Origin of the sequence: Acinetobacter sp. WCHA29, assembly GCF_002165335.1 — a bacterium.
GTDB lineage: Bacteria > Pseudomonadota > Gammaproteobacteria > Pseudomonadales > Moraxellaceae > Acinetobacter.
This window is the reverse complement of the sequence record NZ_NHRQ01000005.1, coordinates 110,100-135,161: the sequence shown is the minus strand read 5'-3', so window position 1 is coordinate 135,161 and position 25,062 is coordinate 110,100. Positions and strand designations below refer to the sequence as shown.

The following is a 25,062-nucleotide window of genomic DNA, read 5'->3' as shown; positions in this document are numbered from 1 at the left end:
TTATTTGTTTGATTCAAATAAAGTATGGGATAACTCGCAAGTTGTCAGTAAGATTAAATGGTAAATCGTGTAAATAGATTACGACTTTGTTTCAGGTGGCGCTTCAATGGCAGCGATTGGCTCCTGAACATTCTCATGCAGCCATTCACGCCAGATTGCCAATAAAATAGCTAAGATGACTGGACCAATAAATAAGCCCACTAATCCAAAACTTGCGATTCCTCCTAGCACACCAAACATAATTAAAATGAATGGAATTTGAGTTGCGCCTGAGATAACTAAAGGTCGAATCACATTATCTGAACTACTTACAATCAAGACACCCCATGTAATCACACCAATGGCTTCGACAGTTTGGCCTTGAGCAAATAGCCATAAACCAACCCCCAAATAGGAGATGGGAGTTCCAAATGGAATTAAGGCCAAAATAAACGTTACCATGGTGAGTAGCATTGGGTTAGGAACACCTGCTACAAAGTAACTGAGACCTGCTAAAATGGCTTGTGCCACAGCAGTTAATCCCACGCCATACACTACAGCGCGTGTTGTTTCTGAAATGGTTTCTAGATAATGATGTACGCGAGGACCAATGATCTTTTCTAAGGCGCGGCTCACCTGAGATAAAATCATTTGCCCATCACGATAGAAAAAGAACAACGTCATGATGGCAAAGGTCAGTTTAACTAAATTCCGACTAATCTCGCTCAGTACAAAACGGCCATAGCTCAAATGACCTTGTATCCATTCGGCAACATTCTTCGCAATACTATTCGGATCGGCACTTAATTCATTGACTGTACGACTGATATCTTTACCAACAATCGGAAGTGTTTTTATAAATTCGGGGACTTGAATATGACCTGAAAATAATTGTTTTTGTAAATTAAAATATAAATTTCGGCCTTCGAGTTGCAGCATGAAAATGGCACAAACAAAGGGAACCCCAATCACTAAAATGACCAACGTAATCATGATCGTTGCATTTAGCGTTGGTCGATTTTCACCGAAAAAGCGACGTTGTACCCATAAATAAACAGGCCATGTCATATAAGCAATAATCGCTGCCCAAAGAACAGGGACGATAAAGTATTTGAGAATGCTGAATCCCAAATACATTAAGACAAAGAACAGTCCAAACAATAAAACACGTTGTAATGTGGGAGCGTATTGTTGCACAAGCTTCCGTCTCTAGGGCTAAAAGTTGAATAAAATCATATTAACTGAAAAATGCGTCCAGTAAAATTTTCATTCAGTAATTTCACGTTGAAATCTCTAAATGGAATCAGGGGCTAAACCGCTGGCATGTTTCAGCCAGCCGATTATTTTCAATGGAGTGGCCCGTGATCGGCAATATGTATATCTCAGCATTTACGAAACTTTTAAGACTGCAATACAGCAACTTACCATAGCAACATTTGCTATCGAGTTTAATACAAGAGTTGGCAAAGAGTTACAAAGCGTATTGTTATATTGAATTCATCACACATCCATAAAGTGAATTTAAGGAGCAGTTCGATGACACATTCAAACAATCAGGACAATACCTCTCCAAAAACAGGTCAGGACCATCATTCACAACCGAATAACAGCAATGGTACACAAGCCGAAAGCGCAGTGGCTACCCTCTTGAACGATGATAAACTCAGTTATCAGCAAGTGGAAGGACTGACGGACAGTGATCAATTACAGCAGGCTATAGAAAGGGAAGATATTCCTAAAAATCCTGAAAATGCACTACAGGAGCAAGGTGCGGAACGTGAACAGGCAATCCAGTCAAATGATGGCAGTCACGGTAACGAGACCATTCGTAAAGCTATGGAAAACCTCGATAGTGATGAAATGAGGCATAACCTGAAAGATGAGGGTGATGACACAGACCAACCTAGCCAAAATCCCGCACCTTTCATTGAACCTAAATAAAGATAAGTTTTATTAATGCAGTTACATCAATGGCCTCATGCCTTGTTCCATCCTGCTAATGGAGCAAGGCGGCTTAAAACCATTCACTTGGATCATCGACTAACTGATTCAGAACGGGTTGCCATTGGCTTTGAATATTCACAAAATTTTTCTGTGGTTTATCAAAAATACTTAAACCTCGCATAGCCAACGTGCCATAAGCACTACGTTCTGAAATCCATGCGACAGGCTCTTGTTCAATCTTCTTAAAGAAGTCTTGAATGTCTTTTGAACTAGAGCTATTCGCTTTCACGCGATTGGCAATCAACAGAATTTGTACTTTTCCTTTACGTATTCGTTTGATGTCTTGTAAATGTTTTAGGAACCGACGCGTACTATCAATATCAAAGAACGAGGGCTGTAAAGGGGTCACAATCGCATGGGCTTCGCTGACCAGTTGTTCTGCATGCTCACCTGACAGTGCACCAGGCGCATCAATGATTAAATAATCGAGATGTTTAGGTGCATCACCAATTGATTTCTCATGCCTCCAGTCGAGGCTTTGAATGGCAGCAACAGTTTCAGGGCGTTGTTTTAACCATTGTAATGATGATTTTTGGTTATCAGCATCAGCCAACGCAACTTTATAGCCCTTTTGTGACAGTGCTGCGGCAAGCGTAATGGCTGTCATGGTTTTACCACAGCCACCTTTTTGATTTGCAATTAATATGGTTTTCATGAAATTAGATTTTTTAACAAGCATTTTGTATTCAACTATACCTTAGCATCTTTTTCAGTAGAGTGTGTGACACATGACAAAAGTTTAATGTTGCAGTTAAATAGCAGATTCAGAAAAAGGAAAGTTTTATGTCAGTTTGGCTTGCAATGTTAATTGGTGGTTGTATTGGTGTTGTGATTACCACGCTGATTTTGTCCAATACGCGAAATGGTCGTATTCAGGCGGAATATGAAAAATATATTGCTGAATTAGAATTAGAACATAAGCAAGCTTTGCTAGATGCACAGAAACGTAGTGTAAATACCAGTCGTGCGGTGTTAAAAGGAAAAATGGCAGAACAGTTTGCACCGATTTTACCTGAATTTCAGTATTTACCCAGTGATGCAAAATTTCTCGGTGATCCTGTCGATTACGTGGTTTTTGATGGCTATACCGATTTTCGTGATGGTGATGGGACTGCAGACGATATTGAAGTGATTCTACTTGATATTAAAAGTGGCGGTGCGCGCTTGAGCAAAGGACAGCAGGCAATTGCTCAAGCAGTACGTCAAGGACGTATTCGTTTTGAAACGCTAAGAATTGATTTTGAAAATTAATGATTGCTTTGAATTTATAACTTTTGCACGCGAGCCAATAGCATTTTTTGTGCAATCGCAGGAATACCATCTGCATCAAAATATTCTTTTTCAAGAAATTTAAATTTAGCTTGTGCAAGGTGTCGTTCAATATCGCGATTGAGATGGCATCCATCTCCAATCCTTTTTTGTAGCGGAGTGAGTAGGGTCTGTAAGGATTGTAATTTGATCGAGTCAGGATGTTTCACATGCTCAATTAAATGAAAGGTGCCTGTAGGTTTCAATACTCGATAAATTTCTGCTAAGGCGACATCAAGTTTTGGAATACTACAGAGAGTCCATGTGGAAACAATATGATCTAAACTTGCATCGGCAAATTGAAGTTTTTCTGCGCTGGATTGTACATGCTTAATATAAAAAGGCGCATGCTGAACTCGTTCAACGGCAAGATGATAAATGTCTGGATTGGGTTCCAAAGCATAAAGTGAGTCAACATTGCCATAGAAAGGAATATTTAAACCTGTACCAAAACCTATTTCGAGGACTTCACCTTCGATAGGAACCAATAATTCACGACGCTTATCCATCAAACTTGCAGTCTGCATGACTTGATTGAGTAAATGTGGGAAAACTCGACGTTGATAGAATTGATAAATCATAGAGATCCATTCGTTGATTCAGATTAGAGAAATCAGTAACAAAGCCACAAAAATATGACTAAAGTAAGTTTGATTGTTACTAAAAAAAGTAATTTTTTTCATCGTCTAAGCATACTATGAAGAGATACGCTTTTCTAAGAATTTAGTTAGATTTTGAGGGTGATGAGCCATGAAAAAACGTCTATGGATGAGTTTAGGCATGGTGGTTATGCTTGGGCAGACACATGCATCGACCAGCGGAATAGAATATAACATTGCCAATGGTTTATCGCCGATCGCAAAGGATCAGTCTATTTCGGTGTTACAGCCTTTTTATGGCAACTTCCGTATTCTTGGTTCTAAAATGTACCAAGATGACGAACAAGCAAAATTTTCTCCGATTGATTATGCCGTGAGTTGGGGTTTGTTTGCCAAGCCCGAGATCGCACGTAAAATCTCAGTAAATCAATATGACCGCTATTTGAATTGGAAAATAGATAAGCTACCTGTTCCTGCAAATCAAGCCATGCAAATGGTTTCCAATATGCATATTATTCCCGCAAATCCTGAAATTGCCCAGCAAATCAAACAAGTGAAGCGTGGGGATTTGGTGCAGTTGAAAGGTGAGTTGGTTGAGATTCGGGATAAAGATTTGGTTTGGCGATCTTCTTTAACACCTACGGATACGGGTGATGGTGCTTGTGAGTTATTCCGTGTTAATTCAATTCAGTGGATAGAAAAACAAAAAATCTAATCTTGTTGAACAAGAGAGGGTCGTATGACCCTCAATTTTTTATATCACTCGCTCGCCTTTTTAGTTTCTGTTGGTTGAGAACTTTTCCAATGGTGTAGTTGGCTTTGCGCATGTAGATATTCATTTAAATGATCAACTTGTTTGGCCGTATCAGTATTTTCTATGGTACTCGCTAAGGTACTTTGCTCAAGTACTTTGGCTTGATTATCCCAGTATTCATATAAAAGTCCTTGAATATATCGACCTTGTTCTGTTTTGAGTTCTAACTCTTTCAGCATATTCAATGCCGATTGAACATTATCTGTTTGGCGTTGCTGTTCAAACGCTGGAGTGAGCGTATTTGCTTCTTTCATCTTTGCCAGCTCTATTTCCATGCTGTCGCTCATTTCGGTAAAACGACGGTCATAGTCATCTAAAATCGCAATATCATGCGCATCGTCAGCCGTTGTAGGGAACTGCTTAATCGGGATTTGCTTAAGCTGACCAATGGCATCATTAGAATTTTGAGTTTGCTGTTCTTGCTGAGAGGGTGCTTTAGGATCTTTGTTACAAGCACTCAGTAATAGTGTAGAGCTGATCAAGCAACTGAGTGCAATCGTGGTTTTAAATTTAAAGGTCATAGAAACACCTGATTTATTGTTACTTTGCTATTTTTTGGAAATGGTAGGCAAAGGTTGTATAAGGAAAATCAATCTGATCTTGAGCAGTTTGGCCTGTAAAATCAAATACAATTTGTTCAAATCTTGCTTTTAATTGCTGTTGTTGATGTTCTGGCATTGCTGCAATAAAACTCGTGGAAAGTAAGCGTTTGCTGACCACTTGTTCTACTGTGCCTGTATGTTTGAGTTGAAAGGTCTGAAGACCGTTGAATTGAAAGAGCTGTTGTTGCTCAAAAACCTGTTTCCATTTCTCACTATGATAACGTGGTGTATCTGCTTCAAATGGTACGATTTCATCGGCCAACGCTTTGACCCAGTCAACAGTAATATCACGTTGATTCCAAAGCAGTCCAACATGCCCCGTAGGAATTAATACCCGATACATTTCCTTGAGCGTTTCGATATTTGAGAACCAGTGAAAAGATTGGGCACAAATAATGGCGTTAATGGATTCATCCTTCACCAGAAGTTGATCGCTTGAAGTTTGTAGACATTCGACTGTGTTATAGCGTTGCTCCAGTTGTTCTCGCATCGCTGTCACAGGTTCAACCGCAATCACTTTTGCCTGTGTCTGAAGCAGGAAAGGTAAGAATTTGCCAGTCCCTGAACCGAGGTCAATAACAGTGGAATTTTCACCGACTTTGAGCTGATCTTGCAGCCAAACGACGATTTCTGGTGGGTAACTGGGACGAACTTGTTGATACAGTTCAGCCCCTAAACTAAAGCCTTTTTGAGCCGAAGGATGTAAGGATTGTGTCATTTTTTGCGCTTTTTAATCTGTCTTATCTCTATAAAATAAGATACTCCGCAAATAGGGTTTGGCAAAGATATCATTTGATGGCTTTTTGCGACAAGCCTAGGATTAATTTTTCAGTGTGAGCATGGATAAGCAAATAATATTTGAAGATGAACATATTCGCGTTATTTTTTTAAAAGGTTCAAGTGACACTTTAGTGGTTTCGTTTGGCGATTTGATTAGTCGTGCCAAAGGAATGTCAATTAATGCTGAAAAATCACTCATAAAATATCAATACAATGTGATTGGCATTATGCCGAAGCAAAAATCTTGGTTTCCTAAAAGCAGCATGCTTGAGATGCAGCGACAGATTCAACCGACCTTACAACAGTTTGAGCAGATTGTGGGTTATGGTGGATCAATGGGGGGCTATGCTGCGATTAAATATTCTAATTTATTGAATATGCATAAAATCGTTGCTTTTGTACCACAATATTCGATAGACCCTGATGTGGTTCATGATCGCCGTTTTGCAGAATTTTTTGATGCATCTATTCATCAAAATATGCAGATTCAGGCAGATGAAGTGGATTCATCTCGTGAATACATCATTGTCTATGATCCATATTATGCAGAAGATAAAGAACATTTCTTAAAAATACAGCCCTTATTACCAAAGATGCATGTGATTCATTTGCCTTTTACAGGACATGAAGCACTCTCGGTTTTGGCAAGTTCGCAATTACTCAATGATTTTATTGAGCAACCTTTTGAGATTACTTATTTTTATAAGCGTGTTCGAGAGGTTAAAAAGCAAAGTAAGTTCTACTATCGCCATGTACTAGATGCATTATTGAGTAGACATCATCAGGCTTTATTGCGAATCTTGCAAAATAACAATTTTGAATTAGATGAACGTTATTTTGATGCTGTTCTTAAGCAAAAATTGGTTCAACAATTATTTAATCTACAACAGAGTACTGAGCAAAATTTACGGAAGTTAGGTATTCATCCGCATTTTATGCAACAGATGGACAGCTCAGTGCCGACCATTCGCACGATTCAAAATACATGGTTAGTTTTTAATTTAGTTAGCTTAAAGCTAGAGGCTTATAACGCTGAAGCAATTCAGGCGAATCAACAATATCTGTTGCCATTGAAAGCTAGTGCGAATGCTGTTGTTGAACTTGAGTTAAATGCAGAATCTTATGTTTTGACGATGAATGATCGTGGGATTCATAAATTAGTTAAAGTCGGTGAAGCTTTGGCTTTGGATCAGTCTTTATTGATTTTTAAACGCTATCCTGAATTTTATCAACTCAGTTATAAAAACTTGACCTTGAGTTGTGATGATCATGGGCAGGGACATTTTATTGAAGATCATGCAGATGAGCAGACCAAACTACGATTGATAGATTAAATCACATAATCAAAAGCCCTTTGCTTAAGCAAAGGGCTTTTTACGATGGGTTCGAAAATTAGTTTGTACCCACTTTTGCATTGGTATTTACATTCGCATTCACACCTAATACTTTCACGCCAACATTTGCACCTGCCTGAGCCTGTTTCCTGTCTGCATTCAAGCCCGTTTGTGCCTGAATGGATGAGTTTCCAACGTTAACGCCTGCTTGGGTATTCAGGCCAATCGACTTTTGCTCAGCCTGATGTTGCTGATGACGTTTTTTTGCTTCTGCTCTTTTTTCAGCAGCAAACTCCTTGCCATCAGCAGCTTTCTCTACCGCATAATCCTTAGTGTTTTTAACCACTTTCGTGGTTTTGTCTACCACCTGTGAACCCATATTTACACCTGTGTGTACAGCAGCATGGCCAACATGATGTGCTGCATGACCTACGCCCTGAGCAGAATTTTTGACCGCACCTGCAACACCGCTAATCAAGCCACCAGACTGGACATTAACCTGAGCTGAGCCATTGGCATTGACCCCAACATTTTGTGCAAAAATAGAGGCAGAAGCGAGAATACTTGTTGTCACGATAGCTGTTTTGATCATTTTCTTCATTGCGATTTCCTTAAGCGATGTACCGTTTGGGGTACTTCATCAACGCAACTGCATCATAGCGGGCAAAAAGCAGAAATGTATGCATTTCAGCAAAACTTTACAACCAGATTACAGCTTAAAAACACTTTGGATAGAAATTGTGGAGATGGCAAACTTAGCTACATTGGTCCAAAACGGTTTGGTTAAAGTAGCTTTTTAACTTGTCAAAGTTATGTTTTACCTCAGGTTTCTGAATGTCAAATACTGTGGTTTTTCGCGTTTTCTGATCTAATACAGGTTTTTCAGTGGCCGCATTGAACAAACGATTCGGCACATATTGATAGGTCTCAGAAAAAGCCCGACTCAACTGATTGCCTTTAAATTCCCATGATTCCGTACTCTGCCCACCATCAAAATAACCTGTAAATTGGATCATGCAATGATTCTTGTATTTATTTAAGGATGCCGCATTGGTCTTGGTATTGGGTAGGGCATCAATGTTCTGAACCAGTTGCAGTTGCTGTAAAGGCTGCTCGGTTTGAGAAGAGAGCGTTGAACACGCAGTAAAGCCAATACTACTGACTAAACAAAGCAAAATGGTTTTAAAAGGCATAACTGTCATTGTTTCATTCATTCCTATAAATTTTGTTCAATCGTATTAATTTGATGAGGGTTGACTAAGTTCAGCTCGTTCGATTGGCACATTTCCATTATTTGTACCTACTACAGCATCTTTGGTGTCTTGCCATTTTTTAGCAGTGTATTGTTTGGCTTTTTGCGTTTGTTCCTGAACGATTTCAGATTGTTCAGCGGTATATTCTTTGGTGTTTTTCCACCTCTCACTCATTTTTTGTGAGGTGTTTTCAGATGCACCTTGGATGGATTCACCTAGGTTTTGCATGCCTTTGCCTGTTTTATATAGCAATACGCGACCAAGGCTAGGGTTATCACCATAAGGAAGTGTTTTTTCAGCCGTTGCAGTATTTGCATTCGTCGTAGTTGTATTTGTTTCGGCTGCCCAGAGAGAAGACGATGCGATCAGTGCAGTCGCAAAACACAGTACAGGTATTTTTTTCATCATCTTTTATCCTTTTGGCAATAATGTTGCAATTCAAGTTTTATAGCTTATCGCCAAGTTCAAGAAAAGAATGTAGGTGATGTGAAATCAATACAGTGCGTAAAATTTATGCCTATTCAGTTTATAGCTCTTAAGTCTTTAGCGTATTCGCTGCTTCATCAAATCAAGAAGATAGGGGGTAATCTGACATTTTATGATCGTTGACGCCTTGTTTTCCTCATGATAATTTTCATTCAACACAAATCAATAAATTTTATTTAATTTTTAATTAATTGGGTGTCTTATGCAGCAGGATTTGGAATCTTATGTGTTACTTCTGCTGTATAAGGCTATTGAGGCTTCAAATGGATACTCTAATAAAAATTGATATTGATAAGTTTATAGAAAACTATCCAAATCAATCTTCTGTTGCGGAATTTAATATTAGCGACCTAGAAAAATATATGTCTGAATTGTTAAAAGTAGCAAAAGAGTATGGAAGTATTAACAAATTCCCAAATGGTGTTGATGGGTATTTAATTTTTTTAATGCTTGCAAATATGACTAGAATTTCTGCTCAGGAGAGCGATTATGCTGATTTCACGCATGAAGATTTAAATATCTACAAAAGTGCATATCAGGCATTATATTGTGGTGTTAAAGAAAGATTTGAAAGGGCATTTTAGTAGTTTAAAACTAGATTAAAAGCCTAATTCTTGCTCAAGTGCGACATGCACCCAGCCAATTACGGGGCAATTTTTGATTATTTTGGCAACCTTGCATATGTTAATTTTGTTGCGGGGCATTGCCTGTTAAGTTTTTAGTTAGGCAGTGAGATAGTTATCAAAATGGTTGTTAATATTCTTTTGAAATCTATGCTTGGGCATTGGGATGTAAATGAATATATTTCGCAATGTGAGTTCCAGTTTGGGCGACGATTGATATATGTGCAACATCCAAAAAATGAACAGCCAACAAAATATCTTATTGCAGCACAAGAAGTTGTAACGGAAGCTTGGAATGATATTGAAAGTGCTGTTAAATTTGCAGAGATTGTTTCTCGGAGTGAAATTCCAGATTATTGGGCAATTCAGGATAAAAGTGGAAAGTCAGGATTTCGCTTAGATGTTTATTCAATACATTTTAATTTGTACGAAACGTATCCCAGTTATTACATTGCAGAAAATCATGATTTCAATAATGAATATATTATTTACAAAGAAGATGATTATTGGGAAGAAAATCCTATAACAATGGAGCTACCATCTTTACCTGATTGCTATGCTATTTGTATCAAAAGGATTTCAGAAAATAACTTTGAATTAGATGTATAAATTTTGCTTATTAAAATATCAAGTGTTTTTAAATTTAGAATTTTTTGTGTTGTGTAGTGCCTAACTCGCACTTCAACAAGGACAATGCCCCAGCCAATTACGGGGCAATTTTTGATTATTTTGGCAACTTTGCACATTTCGATTTTGTTGCGGGGCATTGCCTGTTAAGCTTTTAGTTTGGCTTCTTTGGAGTATCCAATGAAAGGATCGTGCCTTATCCTCTTTCGTAGTGACAGCTGTACCCTCGAGCGAGCAGAACAAGAACTGAGAGCGTACAACCTGCAAGTTCATCAGAATGGAAACTCTTTGATGGTGGAGCGTTCCGGCTCTTCGAAATTTCAAATAGTTCTGGTTCGGGAGCCTCACGTTATCAAAGAGGCCCAAGAGATTGCTGAAGGAACTGAATATGAACAAAGCATCAGTCTGTGCGATGCTCGGTTTGAGGTAACCATTGATGATCTAGAAATGGCACTTGATGAAATCAATACGCTGATGGAAGTTCAAGGTGCGTTGCAAGATGCTTCTTCTGGCTACGCTTTCCTTCCTTGGAATGGGCAAATCATCAAGCCGTGGGTTGGTTAAAGCAGAGGCTACTGGCACTTCAACAAGGACAAGGTCCCAGCCTCCTAGTAAATCGTTCTAGCCGAGGGATGTCTGATTTCCAACGTTAAGTACCAGTAATATATTCAGATGAATCACAGAATGGAAATTTTTATTAAAATTTGGCTGATGATTACTCAATGAAATAGACCCCGCTATTGTATAGCGGGGTCTATTTGAAAGATCAAGTATTATAAATACTTAACCCTGCAATACACTTACATCTGCAATCGCCGTGAACAAATCACGCAACTGAGCCAATAAACGTAAACGGTTGGCTTTTAACTCTGCATCATCTGCCATGACCATTACACCTTCAAAGAAGGCATCAATTGGTGCACGAAGCGCAGCAAGCTTAGACAAGGCTTCTGTGTAGTTACGCGCAGCAAGTAAAGGCTGAACCACTGGTGTTAAAGCTGATAACTCTGCATAAAGCGCTTTTTCAGCCGCTTCAACGAGATTCGCTTCAACCACAGCACCTTCAGGTGTTGCTTCTTTCGCAAGAATATTGGCAACACGCTTATTAGCCGCAGCTAATGCAGCCGCTTCTGGTAAAGTACGGAAATGATTGACCGCAGTCACACGCTTATCAAAATCAAGAGGAGATTTTGGAGCAAGTGCTTGAACCGCTTGAATCACATCAACTGCTACGCCTTGGTCTTCATACTTAGCACGGTAACGACCTTCAAGGAACGCAACGGCATCCGCACGCGTCTTGTCATGATCTTTAACCACGTCACCATAACCTTGAAGCGCAAAGTTAACCAGTTCTTCAATCGTGACATCGAGTTCATTTTCAATGATCAAACGTAAGATACCGATTGCAGAACGACGTAATGCAAATGGGTCTTTCGAACCTGTTGGTGCTTGACCAATACCAAAAATACCAACCAGCGTGTCTAAACGATCTGCAAGCGCAATCGTTGTACCAGTCTTGGTTTGTGGTAATACATCACCCGCAAACTTAGGTAAGTATTGCTCACCTAAAGCTTCAGCAACTTCATGATTCTCACCTTCAAGGCGAGCATAATACGTGCCTGCAATCCCTTGAAGTTCAGGGAATTCACCTACAAGTTCAGAGGTCAAATCACATTTAGCCAGTAACGCTGCTTTTTCAGCATCGACTGCATTTGCACCTGTAATTGGTGACAAGGCAACGGCTAATTTCGCAATACGTTCTGATTTGTTCCAAAGCGTACCCAATTGCGCTTGGAACACCATATTCGCGAGTTTTTCTTTACGAGATGCAAGCGGTTGCTTTTGATCTTGTAGGAAGAAGAATTCTGCATCCGACAAACGAGGGCGTACAACTTTTTCATTGCCTTCAATAATTTGAATCGGATCTTTCGACTCAATATTTGAAATAGTAATGAAGTAAGGCTGTAATTTACCTTCAGCATTGATCAAACAGAAATACTTTTGGTTGTCCTGCATTGTGGTAATCAATGCTTCTTGAGGAACAGCTAAATAACGCTCTTCAAAAGTTGCACGTAATGCAACAGGCCATTCAACCAAGCTGGTGACTTCATCAAGTAAGTCTGCTGGGACAATCGCAGTTGCATTAACTTCATCAGCTAACTGTTTCACTTGATCTTGAATCGTTGCTTGACGCTTTTCAAAGTTCGCAACAACGTAAGCTTTTTCTAAAGCAGCAAGGTAGTCATTTGCATGCGCCAAAGTCACGGCTTCAGGTGCATGGAAACGGTGACCATAAGTCACATTACCTGCTTTATGATCTTGAATGATTGCTTCAACCACTTGATCATCTTTCAACAATACGACCCATTTTACTGGACGCACGAATTCAGTACGACTTGCTGCTGAACGCATACGTTTTGCGATCGGTAAGTTGTCTAATGCAGTTTGTAAAATTTGTGGCAGTAAAGCATCAAGGCTTTGACCTTTCACATCTTTCAAAAAGCAAACTTTTTCAACTTTGCCTGCTTGGAACGTCGAAAGCTGATCAACCGTAATGCCTTGACCACGCATAAAGCCTTCAAGTGCTTTAGTTGGTTTGCCTTCTGCATCATAAGCGGCTTGAACAGCAGGGCCGTCAAAACGTTTTTGTGTGTCTGCTTGAGCAGCATCAATATCAACAATTTTGAGCGCTAAACGACGTGGAGCAGCATAAGCTTCGATCGCAGCAAAATTTAAGCCTGCATCTTTTAAGCCTTTTTCCGTTTCAGCTTTTAAGGCATCACGTAAAGTTTTTAAGCTTTTTGGTGGAAGTTCTTCACAGCCAAGTTCGAATAAAACAGTATGCTTTGTCATTATTTATTCTCCTTCGCTTTTTCAGCTTGGGCTGCTTCTGCTTCAACTTGTGCTTTTAACTGTGCTAATACTTCATCACGTAAATGTGGTTCTGCCATTGGGAAACCGAGTTTCGCGCGCGCAGCCACATAACTTTGAGCGATTGAACGCGCTAAGGTACGAACACGTAAAATATAACGTTGACGCTCAGTCACGGAAATCGCACCACGCGCATCTAATAAGTTAAAGCTATGCGATGCTTTAATCACTTGCTCATAAGCAGGAAGTGGAAGTTCAGCATCCATTAAACGAGCTGCTTCAGCTTCATAGAAATCGAATAATTCAAATAATTTATCGACTGGCGCATATTCGAAGTTATAGGTCGATTGTTCCACTTCATTTTGATGGAATACATCACCGTAAGTGACTGTACCGAATTGACCTTTGGTCCAAACAAGATCGTAAACTGAGTCTACACCTTGAAGGTACATTGCAAGACGTTCTAAACCGTATGTGATTTCACCAGTAACAGGGTAGCATTCAACACCACCGACTTGCTGGAAGTAAGTGAACTGAGTCACTTCCATACCATTTAACCAAACTTCCCAACCTAAGCCCCAAGCGCCTAGTGTTGGAGATTCCCAGTTGTCTTCTACGAAGCGAATATCGTGGGTCAGTGTATCGATGCCGATCGCTTTTAACGAATCAAGATAAAGCTGTTGGATATTGTCTGGGTTTGGCTTAAGTACCACTTGGAACTGATAATAGTGTTGTAAGCGGTTTGGGTTCTCACCATAACGACCATCTTTCGGGCGGCGTGAAGGTTGAACATAAGCCGCGTTCCAAGTTTCTGGACCTAATGCGCGTAAGAAAGTTGCAGTGTGGAATGTCCCTGCACCCATTTCCATATCATATGGTTGTAATACGACGCAGCCTTGCTCCGCCCAATAGTTTTGTAGGGCAAGAATTAAGCCCTGAAATGTATCAATATGCGATATAGCACGACTCATGGTGCATCCACTGGAATCAAACAAAAATTGTGGTTAAGTATAAGGATTTTCGGGTGCAGTGCAAAGGATTCAAGCGTTTCAGCGACAAGTTCTGATAATAAATTATTTAAACGCTTTTGTTTAATTTTCGAGTTAATTCAAAACGGACCCAATAGCCGACATATTTTCCCAGTTGGCAAAGTTCTGAATGGAAGACCATTCACATAAACGTCACCTCATGACGCATAACATCTTTACCAATCTTAATTTTCAAATCATGAAATGTTAGCTTTGAAATGATGTTGTCACTGAGGTGTTTGCTATGTCTGATCGCATTCGTGAAAAATTACAAATTCTTGCGGACGCAGCTAAATATGATGTGTCCTGTTCCTCTAGTGGTAGTGACCGTAAAAATAAAGACAAAGGTTTAGGTGATGCCAGTCGGGCAGGGATTTGCCATAGCTATACCGAAGATGGGCGCTGTGTTTCATTGCTGAAAATCTTGTTCAGTAATGTCTGTATTTTTGATTGTGCTTATTGTGTGTCACGCCGTTCTAATGATGTCAAACGTGCTGCATTTACCGTACAAGAAGTGGTTGATCTGACCATTAATTTTTATCGTCGTAATTATATAGAGGGATTATTCCTTAGCTCAGGTATTTTTAAATCCGCAGACTATACGATGGAGCGGATGCTTCAAGTGGTGAAAAAACTACGTCTAGAGGAAAATTTTAATGGCTATATTCATCTCAAAACTATTCCTGGAGCATCGCCTGAACTGATTCATGAAGCAGGACTTTATGCTGACCGTATGAGCATCAATTTAGAAATGCCAACTGAGATCGGATTAAAAGCGTTTGCTCCTGAAAAATCCCATCAAGAAGTACAAAAAGACTTAGGCTTAGTGCGTGATCGACTAATTCAACTCAAAGATGAACGTCAAATTATTAAGCATGTTCCAAAATATGTACCCGCAGGGCAGACCACGCAAATGGTGGTTGGTGCGCATCAAGAAACCGATCAAGATGTGTTGGTAATGGCAGATCGACATTACAAGGAGTTTAAACTGAAACGGGTGTATTTCTCAGGTTATATTCCAATCAACACAGAAAATAATTATCTTCCTGCTGTCGGTTCAGCACCACCTTTGTTGCGTGAAAATCGTCTTTATCAAAGTGATTGGTTGATGCGTTTTTATGGTTTTGAAGTCAATGAAATCGTCAATGAAAAATACCCACATCTTGATTTAGATGTAGACCCCAAACTGAGTTGGGCGTTGCGTCATCCTGAGCAGTTTCCAGTGGATTTAAATCGTGCTGACTATCGCATGATCCTTCGTGTACCAGGCATCGGAGTGAAGTCAGCTAAGAAAATCGTGCAAGCGCGTCGTTTTGGCAAGATACATACTGATTTATTGAAACAACTCGGTGTGGCATATTCACGTGCCCAGTTTTTTATTCGTTGTGAAGACAGTCCAAGGTTTCAAAAGGAACTTTCTACGACTGATATTCGTCAGCAAATATTAACGCAGGGTTCATCCAAGTACGTCAAACAACTGTCACCTCAGTTGAGTTTAGGATTCTAAACATGCTCAGTGATGGTGTGGTTTATTACTATTTTGATGGCTCTATGGTCGGTTTACTCAACTGCGTATTTCGTGCTTTTCAATTTAAAGAATTCCACGTGCAATTGTGTTTAAACCAAGGCGCACAGCATGGTTTATTTGCCACGGTAGTTGAAATTCCAAATCACGAGCAACATGCAGCACGTGTTTGGTCAGCCTTAAAGCAGAAATTGTCGCATTCATCTTTGAGACAATTTTATTTTGCCTATTTATCTGAATCTTTGGATGCCTATCAGCATTTATTTAATTACTGTATCTATGTCTTTCGACATCAACATTCAGTTGAGAAGAATTATTCGCATCCTAGTGTTTTAGCGATATCGCAATGGACGAAAAAGGTCGGGCGAGAAAAGCATCGTATGGAAGCTTTTGTGCGGTTTAAGAAAACCACAGATGGTTTATTTTTAAGTTTAGTTCGACCTGATTTTAATGTATTACCTTTGATACAGCCGCATTTTAAGCGTCGTTATCAAGATCAACGTTGGTTGATTTATGACGAACAACGCAAATATGGATTGTATTATGACTTACACGAGATTCATGAGGTGTCTTTAGATGCTCATCAGATTGACCGTAATATTGAAAATGGGACGAGTCAAAACTTTCAATTAGAATTAGATGAACAAGAAGAATTATATGATCAGCTTTGGAAAGATTATTTCAATAGTATCAATATTAAAGAGCGTCAGAATGTGAAATTGCATGTGCAATATTTGCCTAAACGCTATTGGCGTTATTTGAATGAAAAATATGTTTAAGGCATTTTTTTGATTATTATTTTAAAAATACTAACATAACAAAAGAGCACATTCATGACGAAATTAGTTTTAAAAACAGCAGTACTGATTATGGCTTGTTTGAGTACTTTTGTATTTGCCAAAACGCAAGATAAAGCGATAGATCCTTATAGCCAATGTGTCGATGACACCATTCAACAGCTAAAACTGGGGAATATCAATAATGCTGTGGTGGAGATCTGTAGCACCAGAACCAAAACTTTATATGCAAAGCAGATTGTGCAGGTATTGGATCAAATAAAAAAACAGAGTCAGGAATACAAGCAGCTTGAACGCTATCAGGACATCATGAAATCACAACAGCTCTGGAAAAATTTTGTCGATCAAGAGTGCCGTAATGCTGGTGCTTATATCGGTTCGCCGATGTATGAGTTTTGCCCCATGCAAAAATATGCAGAGCGATTGGAGCAATTGGAGGAGTATTTAAATTAACCTTGATCAGTTTTCGTTATTATTTAAAACTGTAATTTAAATACATCTTCAGTCTGAGTCGGCGTATACTGCTGCAACCAATGAAACAACACTATTCCAGCAAGGTGCATTGTGAGCTTAACCCAATCAGACTGGCTAAATTTCTTAAAACCGAATTACAAAGTATTACCTTTGAAAGAACGTTTACTTTCAGGATTTGGCGCGCTTTGTGGTTTAGCAATATCCTCTTTAATCAGTTGGTATGTATTGGGCGGTATGAATGCATGGTATATCGCCCCGATGGGTGCCTCTTCTGTACTGCTTTTTGCAGTTCCGAATAGTCCTTTAGCGCAACCGTGGAATGTTGTGGTTGGCAACATATTGGCTGGTTTAATTGGTGTGACATGCACACAGTTATTACCTGATTTAACCTCTGCTTTTAGTGTCGCAGTTGGGTTAGCCATTTTTATGATGATGACAACTGATTCATTGCATCCTCCAAGCGGTGCAGTGGCGATTACCGCGGTTTTAGGCGGTGATGCTGTACACCGTTTAGGATTCCACTTTATTTTATATCCCGTATTACTCAACTCAATTTTACTTTTGTTGATTGCTGTCTTTTTCAATCGTTTGATTGGACGTCATTATCCGATTACAGCGCATGTCAATGAGCGTTCCAAAGACCCGACACCGACACAAAAAGTCTCGATTCAACCGAAAGATATTAAACATGCTTTAGCACACCACACGGAATTATTAGATATTAGTCAGTATGATTTGGAAAAGATCATTTTAGAGGCACAAGAGCATGCCAATGAACGTTTGAATCATTCATTTGTTTGCCAAGATATTATGAGTCGTGATGTGATTAAGCTACATGAGGATGATGATATTCAGCAAGCCTTAGATAAATTCAAAGCGGTAAATTTAATGAGTTTGCCTGTAGTAAATTCAGAGCATAATTTGGTCGGGACACTTGCTTTGTATGAGGTTGTGGAGTGGTTTAAAGGTGCAACAGATCCAAGAAACTCATGGCAACACTATGTCCATCAAATTATGAGTCATCGCGTAGTAACGGTTGATCCGCTACAACCGATTCAAGATCTTATTCCTTATTTTGTAGAAAAATCTTTTAATTATATTCCTGTCGTGGAAAATCAACGTTTGATTGGCATGATTAGTCGTGCGGATATGATCGCTGCGCTTCAACAACAACTCAATCGTCAAAAGCTTCAATCAGAATAAAAAAAAGCTACGGTTGTATTAGGGGGGAATTCAACCGTAGCGACCAAAAGAGGCAAAGAAATTAACGTTTTATGCTTTGGTCTTCATAAACGGTTTTTACGGGCTGATTATAGCCTTGAACATGTTCAACACGTGCTGTCTGCTGTTTCGGAATTACCAGCCATAAAATCAGGTAAACCAAAATACCAGGGAAAGCTGCGCTCATGAGTGAAATCACTACAAAGATCAAGCGTAATAAATTTGCATTCCAACCAAAACGTTCCGCAATACCGCCCATTACACCAGCGATTATGCTTTGTCGGTTTGAGCGATATAAACCAGAATTGGTCATTTAATTTTTCTCCTAAAATATTTGATACAGCAACAGAATGAGGGTTCATTCATGATAAGTCGCTGTTAATAATGAGATAGGGATGAACTGGTTTTTTTAAAGTTTAAACAGATGGGAGAATCGTTACGGTGTGTAAAAGGCTGATGGAAAAAACGACAGTATCGCCTAAAATGCACCGACCTAAAGCATACTGCTTTGTTAATTTGCTATTTCATCAAGTTACGTCCGCCATAATTACCCATTTGAGGGAATAGACGAATATTCAAATGCTTCCTATATTTTGCAGAACCATCGGATGTTTTTGAAAAAAGTGTGACAACGATGTTGATATTAGAGATTTGTGGATATGCAGTTCAGGTTCTTCTTACAGCATGTTAGTGTAGGATTTTTATTGAGTTTGGGCTTGAGTGCTTGTGATAGCTATCATCCAGATTCAATGAAAACATCAAACCAAGCGCAGCCAACTAGTGATGAAAGTTCTATTCCAGTCATGTTAGATGCTGAGCAAGCACGAACAAGTGCAAGTGAAGGAATGTCACTGACTGAGGTTGCTGGACAAGCAACAGTTCCTCATGTTGCTTCTAAACATATGACGCAACCGACTCAACAAGATATGCAATATGTTGGGCGCTATCATGCTCGTATTCCTTGTACTGATGCATTTGCTGGTTGTGTCAAAGATGAAAAAGAAGCGGAATATATCTTAAATTTATTAGAAGATGGTTCAGTTTATTGGACCAATACCAGTTTCGGGCGTTTGGGTTCAGATCCATCGCGCAATATGGCCAAAATAGAGCGAACCTGTAAGCAGGTGCAGTGGCATGTTGAGCCCACAGAACAAGAGATCGTTGTGCGCTGTGATGCGGTGGATGTGAATTTATATTATCGGATCAATCAGGACCAGAATCTTGTGATGGATCTGGATAAAATCTGGAATGGGGATCAGGGCCGCAACCGTAAGTTCTTTAAGGAATATCCATTTCCTAAAAAAGCCTATGTGTTTGAAAAGGCGGAATAGAAAAATGAGTATAAAAAAAGAGCGCATCAAGCGCTCTTTTTTGTCAGTTCCGATTAGTAATCGAAGCTGAAGTGTTCTGGAGCAAGTGAAGTCAAAGTACGTGAAGTCGTTACCATTGATTCTGCGTGACCTTGTGCACGTGGCAATAAACGGTCAAAGTAGAAGTCAGCAACCTTGATTTTTGCTTTATAGAATTCAGGCGTTTCAGCGCCGTTGCCTGCTTCCAGTTTCTCAGAAGCAATCACTGCCTGTTGAGCCCAGAAGTAAGCCATCATCACGTAGCCAGAGAACATCAAGAAATCAGCAGAAGCAGAAGATACGATGTCACGGTCTTTACGTGCTGCAAGCATGATGCGAACAGTTAATGTGTTCCATTGAGCGCAAACCTTAGTTAAGTCCCAAGCGAAGCGACGTAAATACTTGTTGCGAGCATGTGCAGCACAGAATTTTAAGATTTCAGCAGTATAGTCACGAACAACTTTACCTTTTGAGCTTAAAAGAACTTTACGACCTAATAAGTCAAGTGCTTGGACACCCGTTGTACCTTCATACAATGTTGAGATACGTGCATCACGTGCGATTTGTTCCATGCCCCATTCTTTGATGAAACCATGACCGCCATATACTTGGATACCATGGTTTGCAGCTTCCAAACCTAATTCAGTCAAGAAACCTTTAAGAATTGGAGTATAGAAACCAAGTTTGTCATCGGCAGCTTCATAAGCAGCTTGATCACCACTTGCCAGCGCATCAGCCATTTTATCTGCAAGTTTGGCAGCATGATAAATCATTGCACGACCACCTTCAGCTACAGCTTTTTGAGTTAAAAGCATGCGGCGAACGTCTGCGTGGTGAATGATTGCATCAGCAACACGCTCTGGCTCTTTTTTACCAGAAAGTGCACGCATAGACATACGGTCTTTCGCATAAGGTAAAGCACCCTGGAAAGAAAGTTCAGCGTGTGCGATACCTTGAACAGCTGTACCAATACGTGCAGTGTTCATGAAGGTAAACATTGCATGTAAACCTTTGTTGATTTCACCGATGAGGTAACCTGTTGCATTATCAAAGTTCAATACAGCAGTTGCTGAAGCACGGATACCCATTTTGTGTTCGATTGAACCACAAGATACGGTATTGCGCTCACCTACACCGCCGTCAGCAGTTGGGATGAACTTAGGCACGATAAATAAAGAAATACCACGGGTACCAGCAGGTGCGTCTGGAAGACGCGCAAGTACGATGTGGATAATGTTTTCAGTTAAATCATGCTCACCCGCAGAGATGAAGATTTTAGTACCAGAGATTTTATAAGTACCATCAGCAGCAGGTTCAGCTTTAGTTTTAACTTGACCTAAGTCTGTACCACATTGAGGTTCCGTTAAGCACATTGTGCCTGACCAAGTACCTTCAACCAGTTTAGGCATATAAGTCGCTTTTTGCTCATCTGTACCGAACTGGATGATGGTGTTCATACAACCTGTACTTAAACCAGGGTACATGGTGAATGACCAGTTTGCAGTACCCATCATTTCAGACTTGATGAGGTTTAAAGACATTGGCAGGCCTTGACCACCAAACTCTTCTGGGTAAGAAAGACCTTGCCAGCCACCCATGACGAATTGGTCATAAGCTTCCTTGAAGCCTTTAGGTGTTGTTACTTCGCCGTTGTTAAAGGTACAGCCTTCTTCATCACCCGATTGGTTCAGTGGAGAAAGTACGTTTTCGCAGTAATCTGCCGCACCTTCAAGAATCATATCAACGGTTTCAGCATCCGCATTTTGACCACTTGTCAAAGTTTGGTAATGTGCTGGATAATCTAACATTTCGTTCATTAAGAAACGAATATCGCGGAGAGGGGCTTTATAAGCTGGCATAATCTTAATCCTGTATTTGAATCATTTTGGATTATCTGTTTCGATACTTTGATTATTCATAATAGCGATAAAAATACATTGATAAACTCTAGGGAAAAAATTGTCAGAAAAGCTAATTTTCGAAATGAGTTGTGAGTAAGAAAATCATTTTTCTGTTAGAGTCTTCGCATATATTATATGTGAAAAATGATCTATTTTATAGTTGAAAATATAACGATATAAGGGTGTTTGGTAAAGCTATGCATTTAAAATATTTAACATTATGCTTGTTAGGTCTTAGTCTTTCTGCATGTTCACAGCATGTCATTAAAACCAATTCAGGTTCTCAGAATTTAGAGCAAAAGGCAATTAATAGTCTGAATGCAATGTATGAATATCCGAGTTACGATTATCGTGGCAAATTTAAAGTTCATGTCGACCTAGATCAAAATAAATCAAACACCTCGTCAGAAAAGGCAACCTTAGATGCAGCACTCAAACAAAAAGTGGATCAATATTTACAAGAGCAAAAGGTTAATTTAAACAGCAAACAGAAGCAGGCACTCTATAATGCTTTGGCACAACAGCCCAAAAGTTCTGGTGGTTCTAAAGCTGATAAATTTGCTCGGATCATAGCCAATATATTGAATGATATGCAATTTGAATATGATGGTTCTGTGCATTATCGTCAGAAAATGGGTTCGTTTAATCTGACAGCACGTTATGAAAAACCAACCTTGTTAGTTCAAGCAAAAGTGCCGATGGTTCTAGATTTAAATAATTATAAGTTTTATATCAATTACTTTGCTTTGATGCCGTATTTGGTGAACAAAGAAAATCAAAATAATTTAGCTTATTTGGATTTTTCAAAATATCAGGCAATGTTTAAGCAAGTGGATTACAAAAAATTTGCAGAGTATGTGAAAGCTTCAAGTGCTGTGTATTACCGTTTAGCTGATCAAAATAACATTCAAGCATTGTCTGTCTCCGCTGCTGATCGAAATTTAGGAGTAGTCGAAAAAATTCGCTTAAAAACATCGATTGAAGAATTAATTTTACAAGCGAATTTGTACAGCAAAGTGAATGAAAAATATTTAATGCAAAGCATTTTAAATATTAAAGAACAAAACTTAGAAAAGCTGATTGCTGATGAAACCAATGCTGTAAGCAAAACCAAGCCTGATGCAGCGGCATCCATATTAGCGAGTAAAGATTCCGCAGATGATGCAAGTGTCGTCAGTCAGCAATTATATCGTTTAGTGAATCAGCACTTTGGTGTTGAAGATGAAGCTGATCCAAAGGTATCCGATGCAGCGCAGCAAGCGATGGATGCTGCCAAAGCTGGGATAGTCACTGACGATTCAGAATCAGCTGATGCTGCCGCAGATGCAGCTTCTTCCTCGGAAGATGAGCAAGGTTTAACAGAGGCCCAATGTACAGCGCTTCAGAATGCTCAACAGGCTGCTTATGGAGATGCACAGTATTGTGAAAGTATTTACGATATTGATGTTTTTAATGCGAAAAAAGCCGAATCAGGTTTTCTATCTTATGTTGAAAAATTACAAAGCGTAGAAAAAGAATTTGCTGTATATGATGAAAATCAATTTGTTAATGATCAGGCATTTAAAGCACTATGGATTAAGCATCAGGCTGAGATTGAAAAAGCATTGCCTCCTCAAGACAAACGTAATCCATTTACCATGGATATTGGTTTAGATGCACAAGGGCGAGCAGTTAAAATTGATTATGATTTGAATTATGCACTCCCTGAACTGAAGTCTCGTTTTAATCTTAAAGCAGATATGTTGATTTCCAATTATGGCCAAGCAACGCCAATTGATCAGGCTCAATTGAAACGAGCGAAAACATGGGCTGAAGCAAGTAAAGGTTCAATGTTGGAACAAGCAATCGGCAGTTTCTCAGAGAAACTGGGACAGACTGGCATTCAAGAGCGTTCAGTTGAACCTTATACGTTATCTTTAGAGGATCAACTCAAGGTCATTGCAAAACAGCGATATGATGCAACACACAGTTATGAGCAAACATTTAAAGCGGTATTTATTGCCAAGCTGATAGAAAATAAAGCAGAAATTGCACAACGTTATACAAGTCAGGAATTGCAGGAAATTGCGGCTGTTTATGCCTATTGGTATGCCACAGATGACATCTATAACCCACAAGGTAAGGCGTTGAAGAGCATTGAAGCATTACAGAAGAAACATCATCTTGAGCAAGATGATGAGTTTGATGACAAGTTGGGACAAGCTGTTAATCGTATTGTAAATGATGCGATGCATGGTGATAAAGATCGTCAAGCTTGGAAAAAGCTACAAGCTCAATATAAGCAGCCACAGCAGCTATTTGCTCAACAGTATCAAGTTCAATTTGAGCGTGATAATGGAGTTTCGAGTGAGGAAAAACTACTATTAGCACAAACCGCAACGATTTTGGGACAAGTATATGTCGATGCACGTAAAAATCAGTTATCTGAAAAGAGCATTAAATCATTAAAGATTGAACACAATGAATTTATTGATTATGAAATCTTTAAAGAAGTGTATTTGAAAATGCTAACGGCAAAATAATTGGCGATTACTTGAAAAGAACCTGCGCAATGCAGGTTCTTTTTTGCTTACTAATTTATAGATGGGTTATAAGAAATCTTTTAATTCAGGTTTGACCCCATTCCAAATAGAAAAAGCTTCAATTGCTTGACCCACCAACATACCAAAACCATCTGTTGATGGAACTTGACGCTCTTGAGCTTGATCCAAAAAGCTTGAAGGTTTGCCATAAGCCATTTCATAAGCATGGTGAAAAACCAAGCATTCAGGAAGCTGTAAAGTATCACCAGTTAAGCTGGCAGAAGTGGCATTGATGACAAAATCAAATTCACCAGCGAGTTGCTCCAAGCTGAGCGCTGAGAGTTGCGCCTGCGGCACGGCATCTTTTAAATCTGAGACCAATTGTTCAGCTCGAGCAAGTGTACGATTGGCAATGACAATCTGCTTTGCACCTGCTTGTACTAAAGGATAAATGACACCACGTGTTGCACCACCAGCACCTAAGATTAAAATGCGACTATTTTTAAGGTCCCAACCTAAGGCTTGAATGGCGGCAACTAAACCCTGACCATCGGTATTATCTCCAAACAGTTTGCCATCTTGCATCCACAAGGTGTTCACAGCTTTTGCAATTTTGGCACGTTCAGTAAGTTGATCACATAAAGCAAATGCCTGCTCTTTAAACGGCACAGTTACATTCATTCCAATGCCATCATGAGCAAAAAAATCTTTTGTTGTGCTTTCAAAACCATCTAAGGGTGCAAGAATTTTTTTATAGTTTAAATCAACTCCTGTTTTTGCTGCAAAAGCATGATGCAATTCTGGTGAGCGGGATTGTTCAATCGGATTCCCAATGACAGCAAATTGTTTGGTCATACTTTTATCCAAAGTTGAAAGAGGGGACAGAGGCTATTAAACATATTTGAATGCTTATGCTGAGACAATATACGATAATCTTTAGGTACAAAAAAGCACCTAAATTCAGG

Annotated in this window: 26 protein-coding genes; 13 read left to right on the top strand and 13 right to left on the bottom strand. The window is 39.4% G+C overall.

Annotated features, from left to right (window positions below; translation table 11 throughout):
* Positions 1-78: 78 nt before the first annotated feature.
* Complete coding sequence (locus tag CDG59_RS05860; RefSeq protein ID WP_087544172.1) at positions 79-1,176, bottom strand: AI-2E family transporter; 1,098 nt, start codon at positions 1,174-1,176, stop codon at positions 79-81.
* A 339-nt stretch (positions 1,177-1,515) separates the two neighbouring features.
* On the opposite strand from CDG59_RS05860, the gene CDG59_RS05850 reads away from it, so the two are divergent.
* Positions 1,516-1,920: a hypothetical protein gene (locus CDG59_RS05850; protein ID WP_087544167.1), complete on the top strand. Its 405-nt coding sequence runs from the start codon at positions 1,516-1,518 to the stop codon at positions 1,918-1,920.
* A gap of 73 nt (positions 1,921-1,993) precedes the next feature.
* Here CDG59_RS05850 and CDG59_RS05845 read toward each other — a convergent pair whose 3' ends face one another.
* Positions 1,994-2,638, bottom strand: coding sequence for a ParA family protein (locus tag CDG59_RS05845; protein ID WP_087544228.1), 645 nt, complete (start codon positions 2,636-2,638; stop codon positions 1,994-1,996).
* Between the two features lie 128 nt (positions 2,639-2,766).
* Here CDG59_RS05845 and CDG59_RS05840 point away from each other — a divergent pair, with 128 nt between their 5' ends.
* A complete protein-coding gene (locus tag CDG59_RS05840) occupies positions 2,767-3,234 on the top strand; it encodes a Holliday junction resolvase-like protein (RefSeq protein ID WP_087544165.1) in 468 nt (155 codons plus the stop codon).
* 14 nt (positions 3,235-3,248) lie between these two features.
* Here the strand turns inward: CDG59_RS05840 and CDG59_RS05835 are convergent, their stop codons facing one another.
* Positions 3,249-3,872, bottom strand: coding sequence for a class I SAM-dependent methyltransferase (locus tag CDG59_RS05835; protein WP_087544163.1), 624 nt, complete (start codon positions 3,870-3,872; stop codon positions 3,249-3,251).
* A gap of 169 nt (positions 3,873-4,041) precedes the next feature.
* Between CDG59_RS05835 and CDG59_RS05830 the strand changes: the two genes are divergently transcribed.
* Positions 4,042-4,605 (top strand): hypothetical protein, encoded by a 564-nt coding sequence (locus CDG59_RS05830; protein ID WP_087544161.1) that lies wholly within the window; start codon positions 4,042-4,044, stop codon positions 4,603-4,605.
* Between the two features lie 44 nt (positions 4,606-4,649).
* On the opposite strand, the gene CDG59_RS05825 is transcribed toward CDG59_RS05830, so the two are convergent.
* Together CDG59_RS05825 and CDG59_RS05820 are read right to left on the bottom strand one after the other, a co-directional pair.
* A complete protein-coding gene (locus tag CDG59_RS05825) occupies positions 4,650-5,225 on the bottom strand; it encodes a hypothetical protein (protein WP_087544159.1) in 576 nt (191 codons plus the stop codon).
* 19 nt (positions 5,226-5,244) lie between these two features.
* On the bottom strand, positions 5,245-6,024 hold the full coding sequence (locus CDG59_RS05820) for a class I SAM-dependent methyltransferase (protein ID WP_087544157.1): 780 nt from the start codon (positions 6,022-6,024) through the stop codon (positions 5,245-5,247).
* A 121-nt stretch (positions 6,025-6,145) separates the two neighbouring features.
* Between CDG59_RS05820 and CDG59_RS05815 the strand changes: the two genes are divergently transcribed.
* Positions 6,146-7,420 carry a hypothetical protein gene (locus tag CDG59_RS05815; RefSeq protein ID WP_087544155.1) on the top strand — a complete coding sequence of 425 codons (1,275 nt, stop codon included), beginning with the start codon at positions 6,146-6,148 and terminating at the stop codon, positions 7,418-7,420.
* Positions 7,421-7,478: 58 nt separating this feature from the next.
* Here the strand turns inward: CDG59_RS05815 and CDG59_RS05810 are convergent, their stop codons facing one another.
* The 3 genes from CDG59_RS05810 to CDG59_RS05800 all read right to left on the bottom strand — a co-directional run bounded on the left by CDG59_RS05810 (position 7,479) and on the right by CDG59_RS05800 (position 9,078).
* Positions 7,479-8,021, bottom strand: a complete 543-nt coding sequence (locus CDG59_RS05810) for a hypothetical protein (RefSeq protein WP_087544153.1) — start codon at positions 8,019-8,021, stop codon at positions 7,479-7,481.
* Positions 8,022-8,175: 154 nt separating this feature from the next.
* Positions 8,176-8,622 carry a hypothetical protein gene (locus CDG59_RS05805; protein ID WP_087544151.1) on the bottom strand — a complete coding sequence of 149 codons (447 nt, stop codon included), beginning with the start codon at positions 8,620-8,622 and terminating at the stop codon, positions 8,176-8,178.
* A 36-nt stretch (positions 8,623-8,658) separates the two neighbouring features.
* On the bottom strand, positions 8,659-9,078 hold the full coding sequence (locus CDG59_RS05800) for a hypothetical protein (protein ID WP_087544226.1): 420 nt from the start codon (positions 9,076-9,078) through the stop codon (positions 8,659-8,661).
* 344 nt (positions 9,079-9,422) lie between these two features.
* On the opposite strand from CDG59_RS05800, the gene CDG59_RS05795 reads away from it, so the two are divergent.
* The 3 genes from CDG59_RS05795 to CDG59_RS05785 all read left to right on the top strand — a co-directional run bounded on the left by CDG59_RS05795 (position 9,423) and on the right by CDG59_RS05785 (position 10,973).
* Complete coding sequence (locus CDG59_RS05795) at positions 9,423-9,743, top strand: hypothetical protein (protein WP_087544149.1); 321 nt, start codon at positions 9,423-9,425, stop codon at positions 9,741-9,743.
* Between the two features lie 162 nt (positions 9,744-9,905).
* The gene (locus CDG59_RS05790) at positions 9,906-10,391 is read left to right on the top strand and encodes a hypothetical protein (protein WP_087544146.1); all 486 of its coding nucleotides are present in this window, start codon (positions 9,906-9,908) and stop codon (positions 10,389-10,391) included.
* Between the two features lie 198 nt (positions 10,392-10,589).
* Positions 10,590-10,973 (top strand): hypothetical protein, encoded by a 384-nt coding sequence (locus CDG59_RS05785; protein WP_087544144.1) that lies wholly within the window; start codon positions 10,590-10,592, stop codon positions 10,971-10,973.
* 219 nt (positions 10,974-11,192) lie between these two features.
* Here the strand turns inward: CDG59_RS05785 and glyS are convergent, their stop codons facing one another.
* Both glyS and glyQ read right to left on the bottom strand, forming a co-directional pair.
* On the bottom strand, positions 11,193-13,262 hold the full coding sequence (gene glyS, locus CDG59_RS05780) for a glycine--tRNA ligase subunit beta (RefSeq protein WP_087544142.1): 2,070 nt from the start codon (positions 13,260-13,262) through the stop codon (positions 11,193-11,195).
* Positions 13,262-14,251: a glycine--tRNA ligase subunit alpha gene (gene glyQ / locus CDG59_RS05775; RefSeq protein ID WP_004964427.1), complete on the bottom strand. Its 990-nt coding sequence runs from the start codon at positions 14,249-14,251 to the stop codon at positions 13,262-13,264. The genes glyS and glyQ overlap by 1 nt, the downstream gene beginning before the upstream one ends.
* 301 nt (positions 14,252-14,552) lie before the next feature.
* On the opposite strand from glyQ, the gene CDG59_RS05770 reads away from it, so the two are divergent.
* From CDG59_RS05770 to CDG59_RS05755, 4 genes are all read left to right on the top strand, one after another.
* A complete protein-coding gene (locus CDG59_RS05770) occupies positions 14,553-15,815 on the top strand; it encodes a putative DNA modification/repair radical SAM protein (protein WP_004964424.1) in 1,263 nt (420 codons plus the stop codon).
* A 2-nt stretch (positions 15,816-15,817) separates the two neighbouring features.
* The gene (locus CDG59_RS05765; RefSeq protein WP_087544140.1) at positions 15,818-16,612 is read left to right on the top strand and encodes a TIGR03915 family putative DNA repair protein; all 795 of its coding nucleotides are present in this window, start codon (positions 15,818-15,820) and stop codon (positions 16,610-16,612) included.
* A gap of 54 nt (positions 16,613-16,666) precedes the next feature.
* Complete coding sequence (locus CDG59_RS05760) at positions 16,667-17,083, top strand: lysozyme inhibitor LprI family protein (protein WP_087544138.1); 417 nt, start codon at positions 16,667-16,669, stop codon at positions 17,081-17,083.
* A 111-nt stretch (positions 17,084-17,194) separates the two neighbouring features.
* Positions 17,195-18,307 carry an HPP family protein gene (locus CDG59_RS05755; RefSeq protein ID WP_087544136.1) on the top strand — a complete coding sequence of 371 codons (1,113 nt, stop codon included), beginning with the start codon at positions 17,195-17,197 and terminating at the stop codon, positions 18,305-18,307.
* 61 nt (positions 18,308-18,368) lie between these two features.
* Here CDG59_RS05755 and CDG59_RS05750 read toward each other — a convergent pair whose 3' ends face one another.
* Positions 18,369-18,638, bottom strand: a complete 270-nt coding sequence (locus tag CDG59_RS05750) for a PspC domain-containing protein (protein ID WP_087544134.1) — start codon at positions 18,636-18,638, stop codon at positions 18,369-18,371.
* A gap of 346 nt (positions 18,639-18,984) precedes the next feature.
* On the opposite strand from CDG59_RS05750, the gene CDG59_RS15280 reads away from it, so the two are divergent.
* Positions 18,985-19,656, top strand: coding sequence for a hypothetical protein (locus CDG59_RS15280; RefSeq protein ID WP_087544132.1), 672 nt, complete (start codon positions 18,985-18,987; stop codon positions 19,654-19,656).
* A 53-nt stretch (positions 19,657-19,709) separates the two neighbouring features.
* Here CDG59_RS15280 and CDG59_RS05740 read toward each other — a convergent pair whose 3' ends face one another.
* Complete coding sequence (locus tag CDG59_RS05740) at positions 19,710-21,533, bottom strand: acyl-CoA dehydrogenase C-terminal domain-containing protein (RefSeq protein WP_087544130.1); 1,824 nt, start codon at positions 21,531-21,533, stop codon at positions 19,710-19,712.
* A gap of 239 nt (positions 21,534-21,772) precedes the next feature.
* Here CDG59_RS05740 and CDG59_RS05735 point away from each other — a divergent pair, with 239 nt between their 5' ends.
* On the top strand, positions 21,773-24,097 hold the full coding sequence (locus CDG59_RS05735; protein ID WP_087544128.1) for a hypothetical protein: 2,325 nt from the start codon (positions 21,773-21,775) through the stop codon (positions 24,095-24,097).
* 66 nt (positions 24,098-24,163) lie between these two features.
* Here the strand turns inward: CDG59_RS05735 and aroE are convergent, their stop codons facing one another.
* Positions 24,164-24,952, bottom strand: a complete 789-nt coding sequence (aroE, locus tag CDG59_RS05730; protein ID WP_087544127.1) for a shikimate dehydrogenase — start codon at positions 24,950-24,952, stop codon at positions 24,164-24,166.
* Positions 24,953-25,062 lie beyond the last annotated feature (110 nt).

What these genes read in the sequence shown, in the direction of transcription:
- CDG59_RS05835 (WP_087544163.1), bottom strand. Translation starts at nt 3,872, where the DNA reads ATGATTTATCAATTCTATCAACGTCGAGTTTTCCCACATTTACTCAAT.
- CDG59_RS05760 (WP_087544138.1), top strand. Translation starts at nt 16,667, where the DNA reads ATGACGAAATTAGTTTTAAAAACAGCAGTACTGATTATGGCTTGTTTG.
- CDG59_RS05740 (WP_087544130.1), bottom strand. Translation starts at nt 21,533, where the DNA reads ATGCCAGCTTATAAAGCCCCTCTCCGCGATATTCGTTTCTTAATGAAC.
- CDG59_RS05795 (WP_087544149.1), top strand. Translation starts at nt 9,423, where the DNA reads ATGGATACTCTAATAAAAATTGATATTGATAAGTTTATAGAAAACTAT.
- CDG59_RS05850 (WP_087544167.1), top strand. Translation starts at nt 1,516, where the DNA reads ATGACACATTCAAACAATCAGGACAATACCTCTCCAAAAACAGGTCAG.
- CDG59_RS05830 (WP_087544161.1), top strand. Translation starts at nt 4,042, where the DNA reads ATGAAAAAACGTCTATGGATGAGTTTAGGCATGGTGGTTATGCTTGGG.
- CDG59_RS05765 (WP_087544140.1), top strand. Translation starts at nt 15,818, where the DNA reads ATGCTCAGTGATGGTGTGGTTTATTACTATTTTGATGGCTCTATGGTC.
- CDG59_RS05770 (WP_004964424.1), top strand. Translation starts at nt 14,553, where the DNA reads ATGTCTGATCGCATTCGTGAAAAATTACAAATTCTTGCGGACGCAGCT.
- CDG59_RS05735 (WP_087544128.1), top strand. Translation starts at nt 21,773, where the DNA reads ATGCATTTAAAATATTTAACATTATGCTTGTTAGGTCTTAGTCTTTCT.
- glyS (WP_087544142.1), bottom strand. Translation starts at nt 13,262, where the DNA reads ATGACAAAGCATACTGTTTTATTCGAACTTGGCTGTGAAGAACTTCCA.
- CDG59_RS05750 (WP_087544134.1), bottom strand. Translation starts at nt 18,638, where the DNA reads ATGACCAATTCTGGTTTATATCGCTCAAACCGACAAAGCATAATCGCT.
- CDG59_RS05845 (WP_087544228.1), bottom strand. Translation starts at nt 2,638, where the DNA reads ATGAAAACCATATTAATTGCAAATCAAAAAGGTGGCTGTGGTAAAACC.
- CDG59_RS05815 (WP_087544155.1), top strand. Translation starts at nt 6,146, where the DNA reads ATGGATAAGCAAATAATATTTGAAGATGAACATATTCGCGTTATTTTT.
- aroE (WP_087544127.1), bottom strand. Translation starts at nt 24,952, where the DNA reads ATGACCAAACAATTTGCTGTCATTGGGAATCCGATTGAACAATCCCGC.
- CDG59_RS05820 (WP_087544157.1), bottom strand. Translation starts at nt 6,024, where the DNA reads ATGACACAATCCTTACATCCTTCGGCTCAAAAAGGCTTTAGTTTAGGG.
- CDG59_RS05810 (WP_087544153.1), bottom strand. Translation starts at nt 8,021, where the DNA reads ATGAAGAAAATGATCAAAACAGCTATCGTGACAACAAGTATTCTCGCT.
- CDG59_RS05840 (WP_087544165.1), top strand. Translation starts at nt 2,767, where the DNA reads ATGTCAGTTTGGCTTGCAATGTTAATTGGTGGTTGTATTGGTGTTGTG.
- CDG59_RS05825 (WP_087544159.1), bottom strand. Translation starts at nt 5,225, where the DNA reads ATGACCTTTAAATTTAAAACCACGATTGCACTCAGTTGCTTGATCAGC.
- CDG59_RS05800 (WP_087544226.1), bottom strand. Translation starts at nt 9,078, where the DNA reads ATGAAAAAAATACCTGTACTGTGTTTTGCGACTGCACTGATCGCATCG.
- CDG59_RS05790 (WP_087544146.1), top strand. Translation starts at nt 9,906, where the DNA reads ATGGTTGTTAATATTCTTTTGAAATCTATGCTTGGGCATTGGGATGTA.
- CDG59_RS15280 (WP_087544132.1), top strand. Translation starts at nt 18,985, where the DNA reads ATGCAGTTCAGGTTCTTCTTACAGCATGTTAGTGTAGGATTTTTATTG.
- CDG59_RS05785 (WP_087544144.1), top strand. Translation starts at nt 10,590, where the DNA reads ATGAAAGGATCGTGCCTTATCCTCTTTCGTAGTGACAGCTGTACCCTC.
- CDG59_RS05805 (WP_087544151.1), bottom strand. Translation starts at nt 8,622, where the DNA reads ATGACAGTTATGCCTTTTAAAACCATTTTGCTTTGTTTAGTCAGTAGT.
- glyQ (WP_004964427.1), bottom strand. Translation starts at nt 14,251, where the DNA reads ATGAGTCGTGCTATATCGCATATTGATACATTTCAGGGCTTAATTCTT.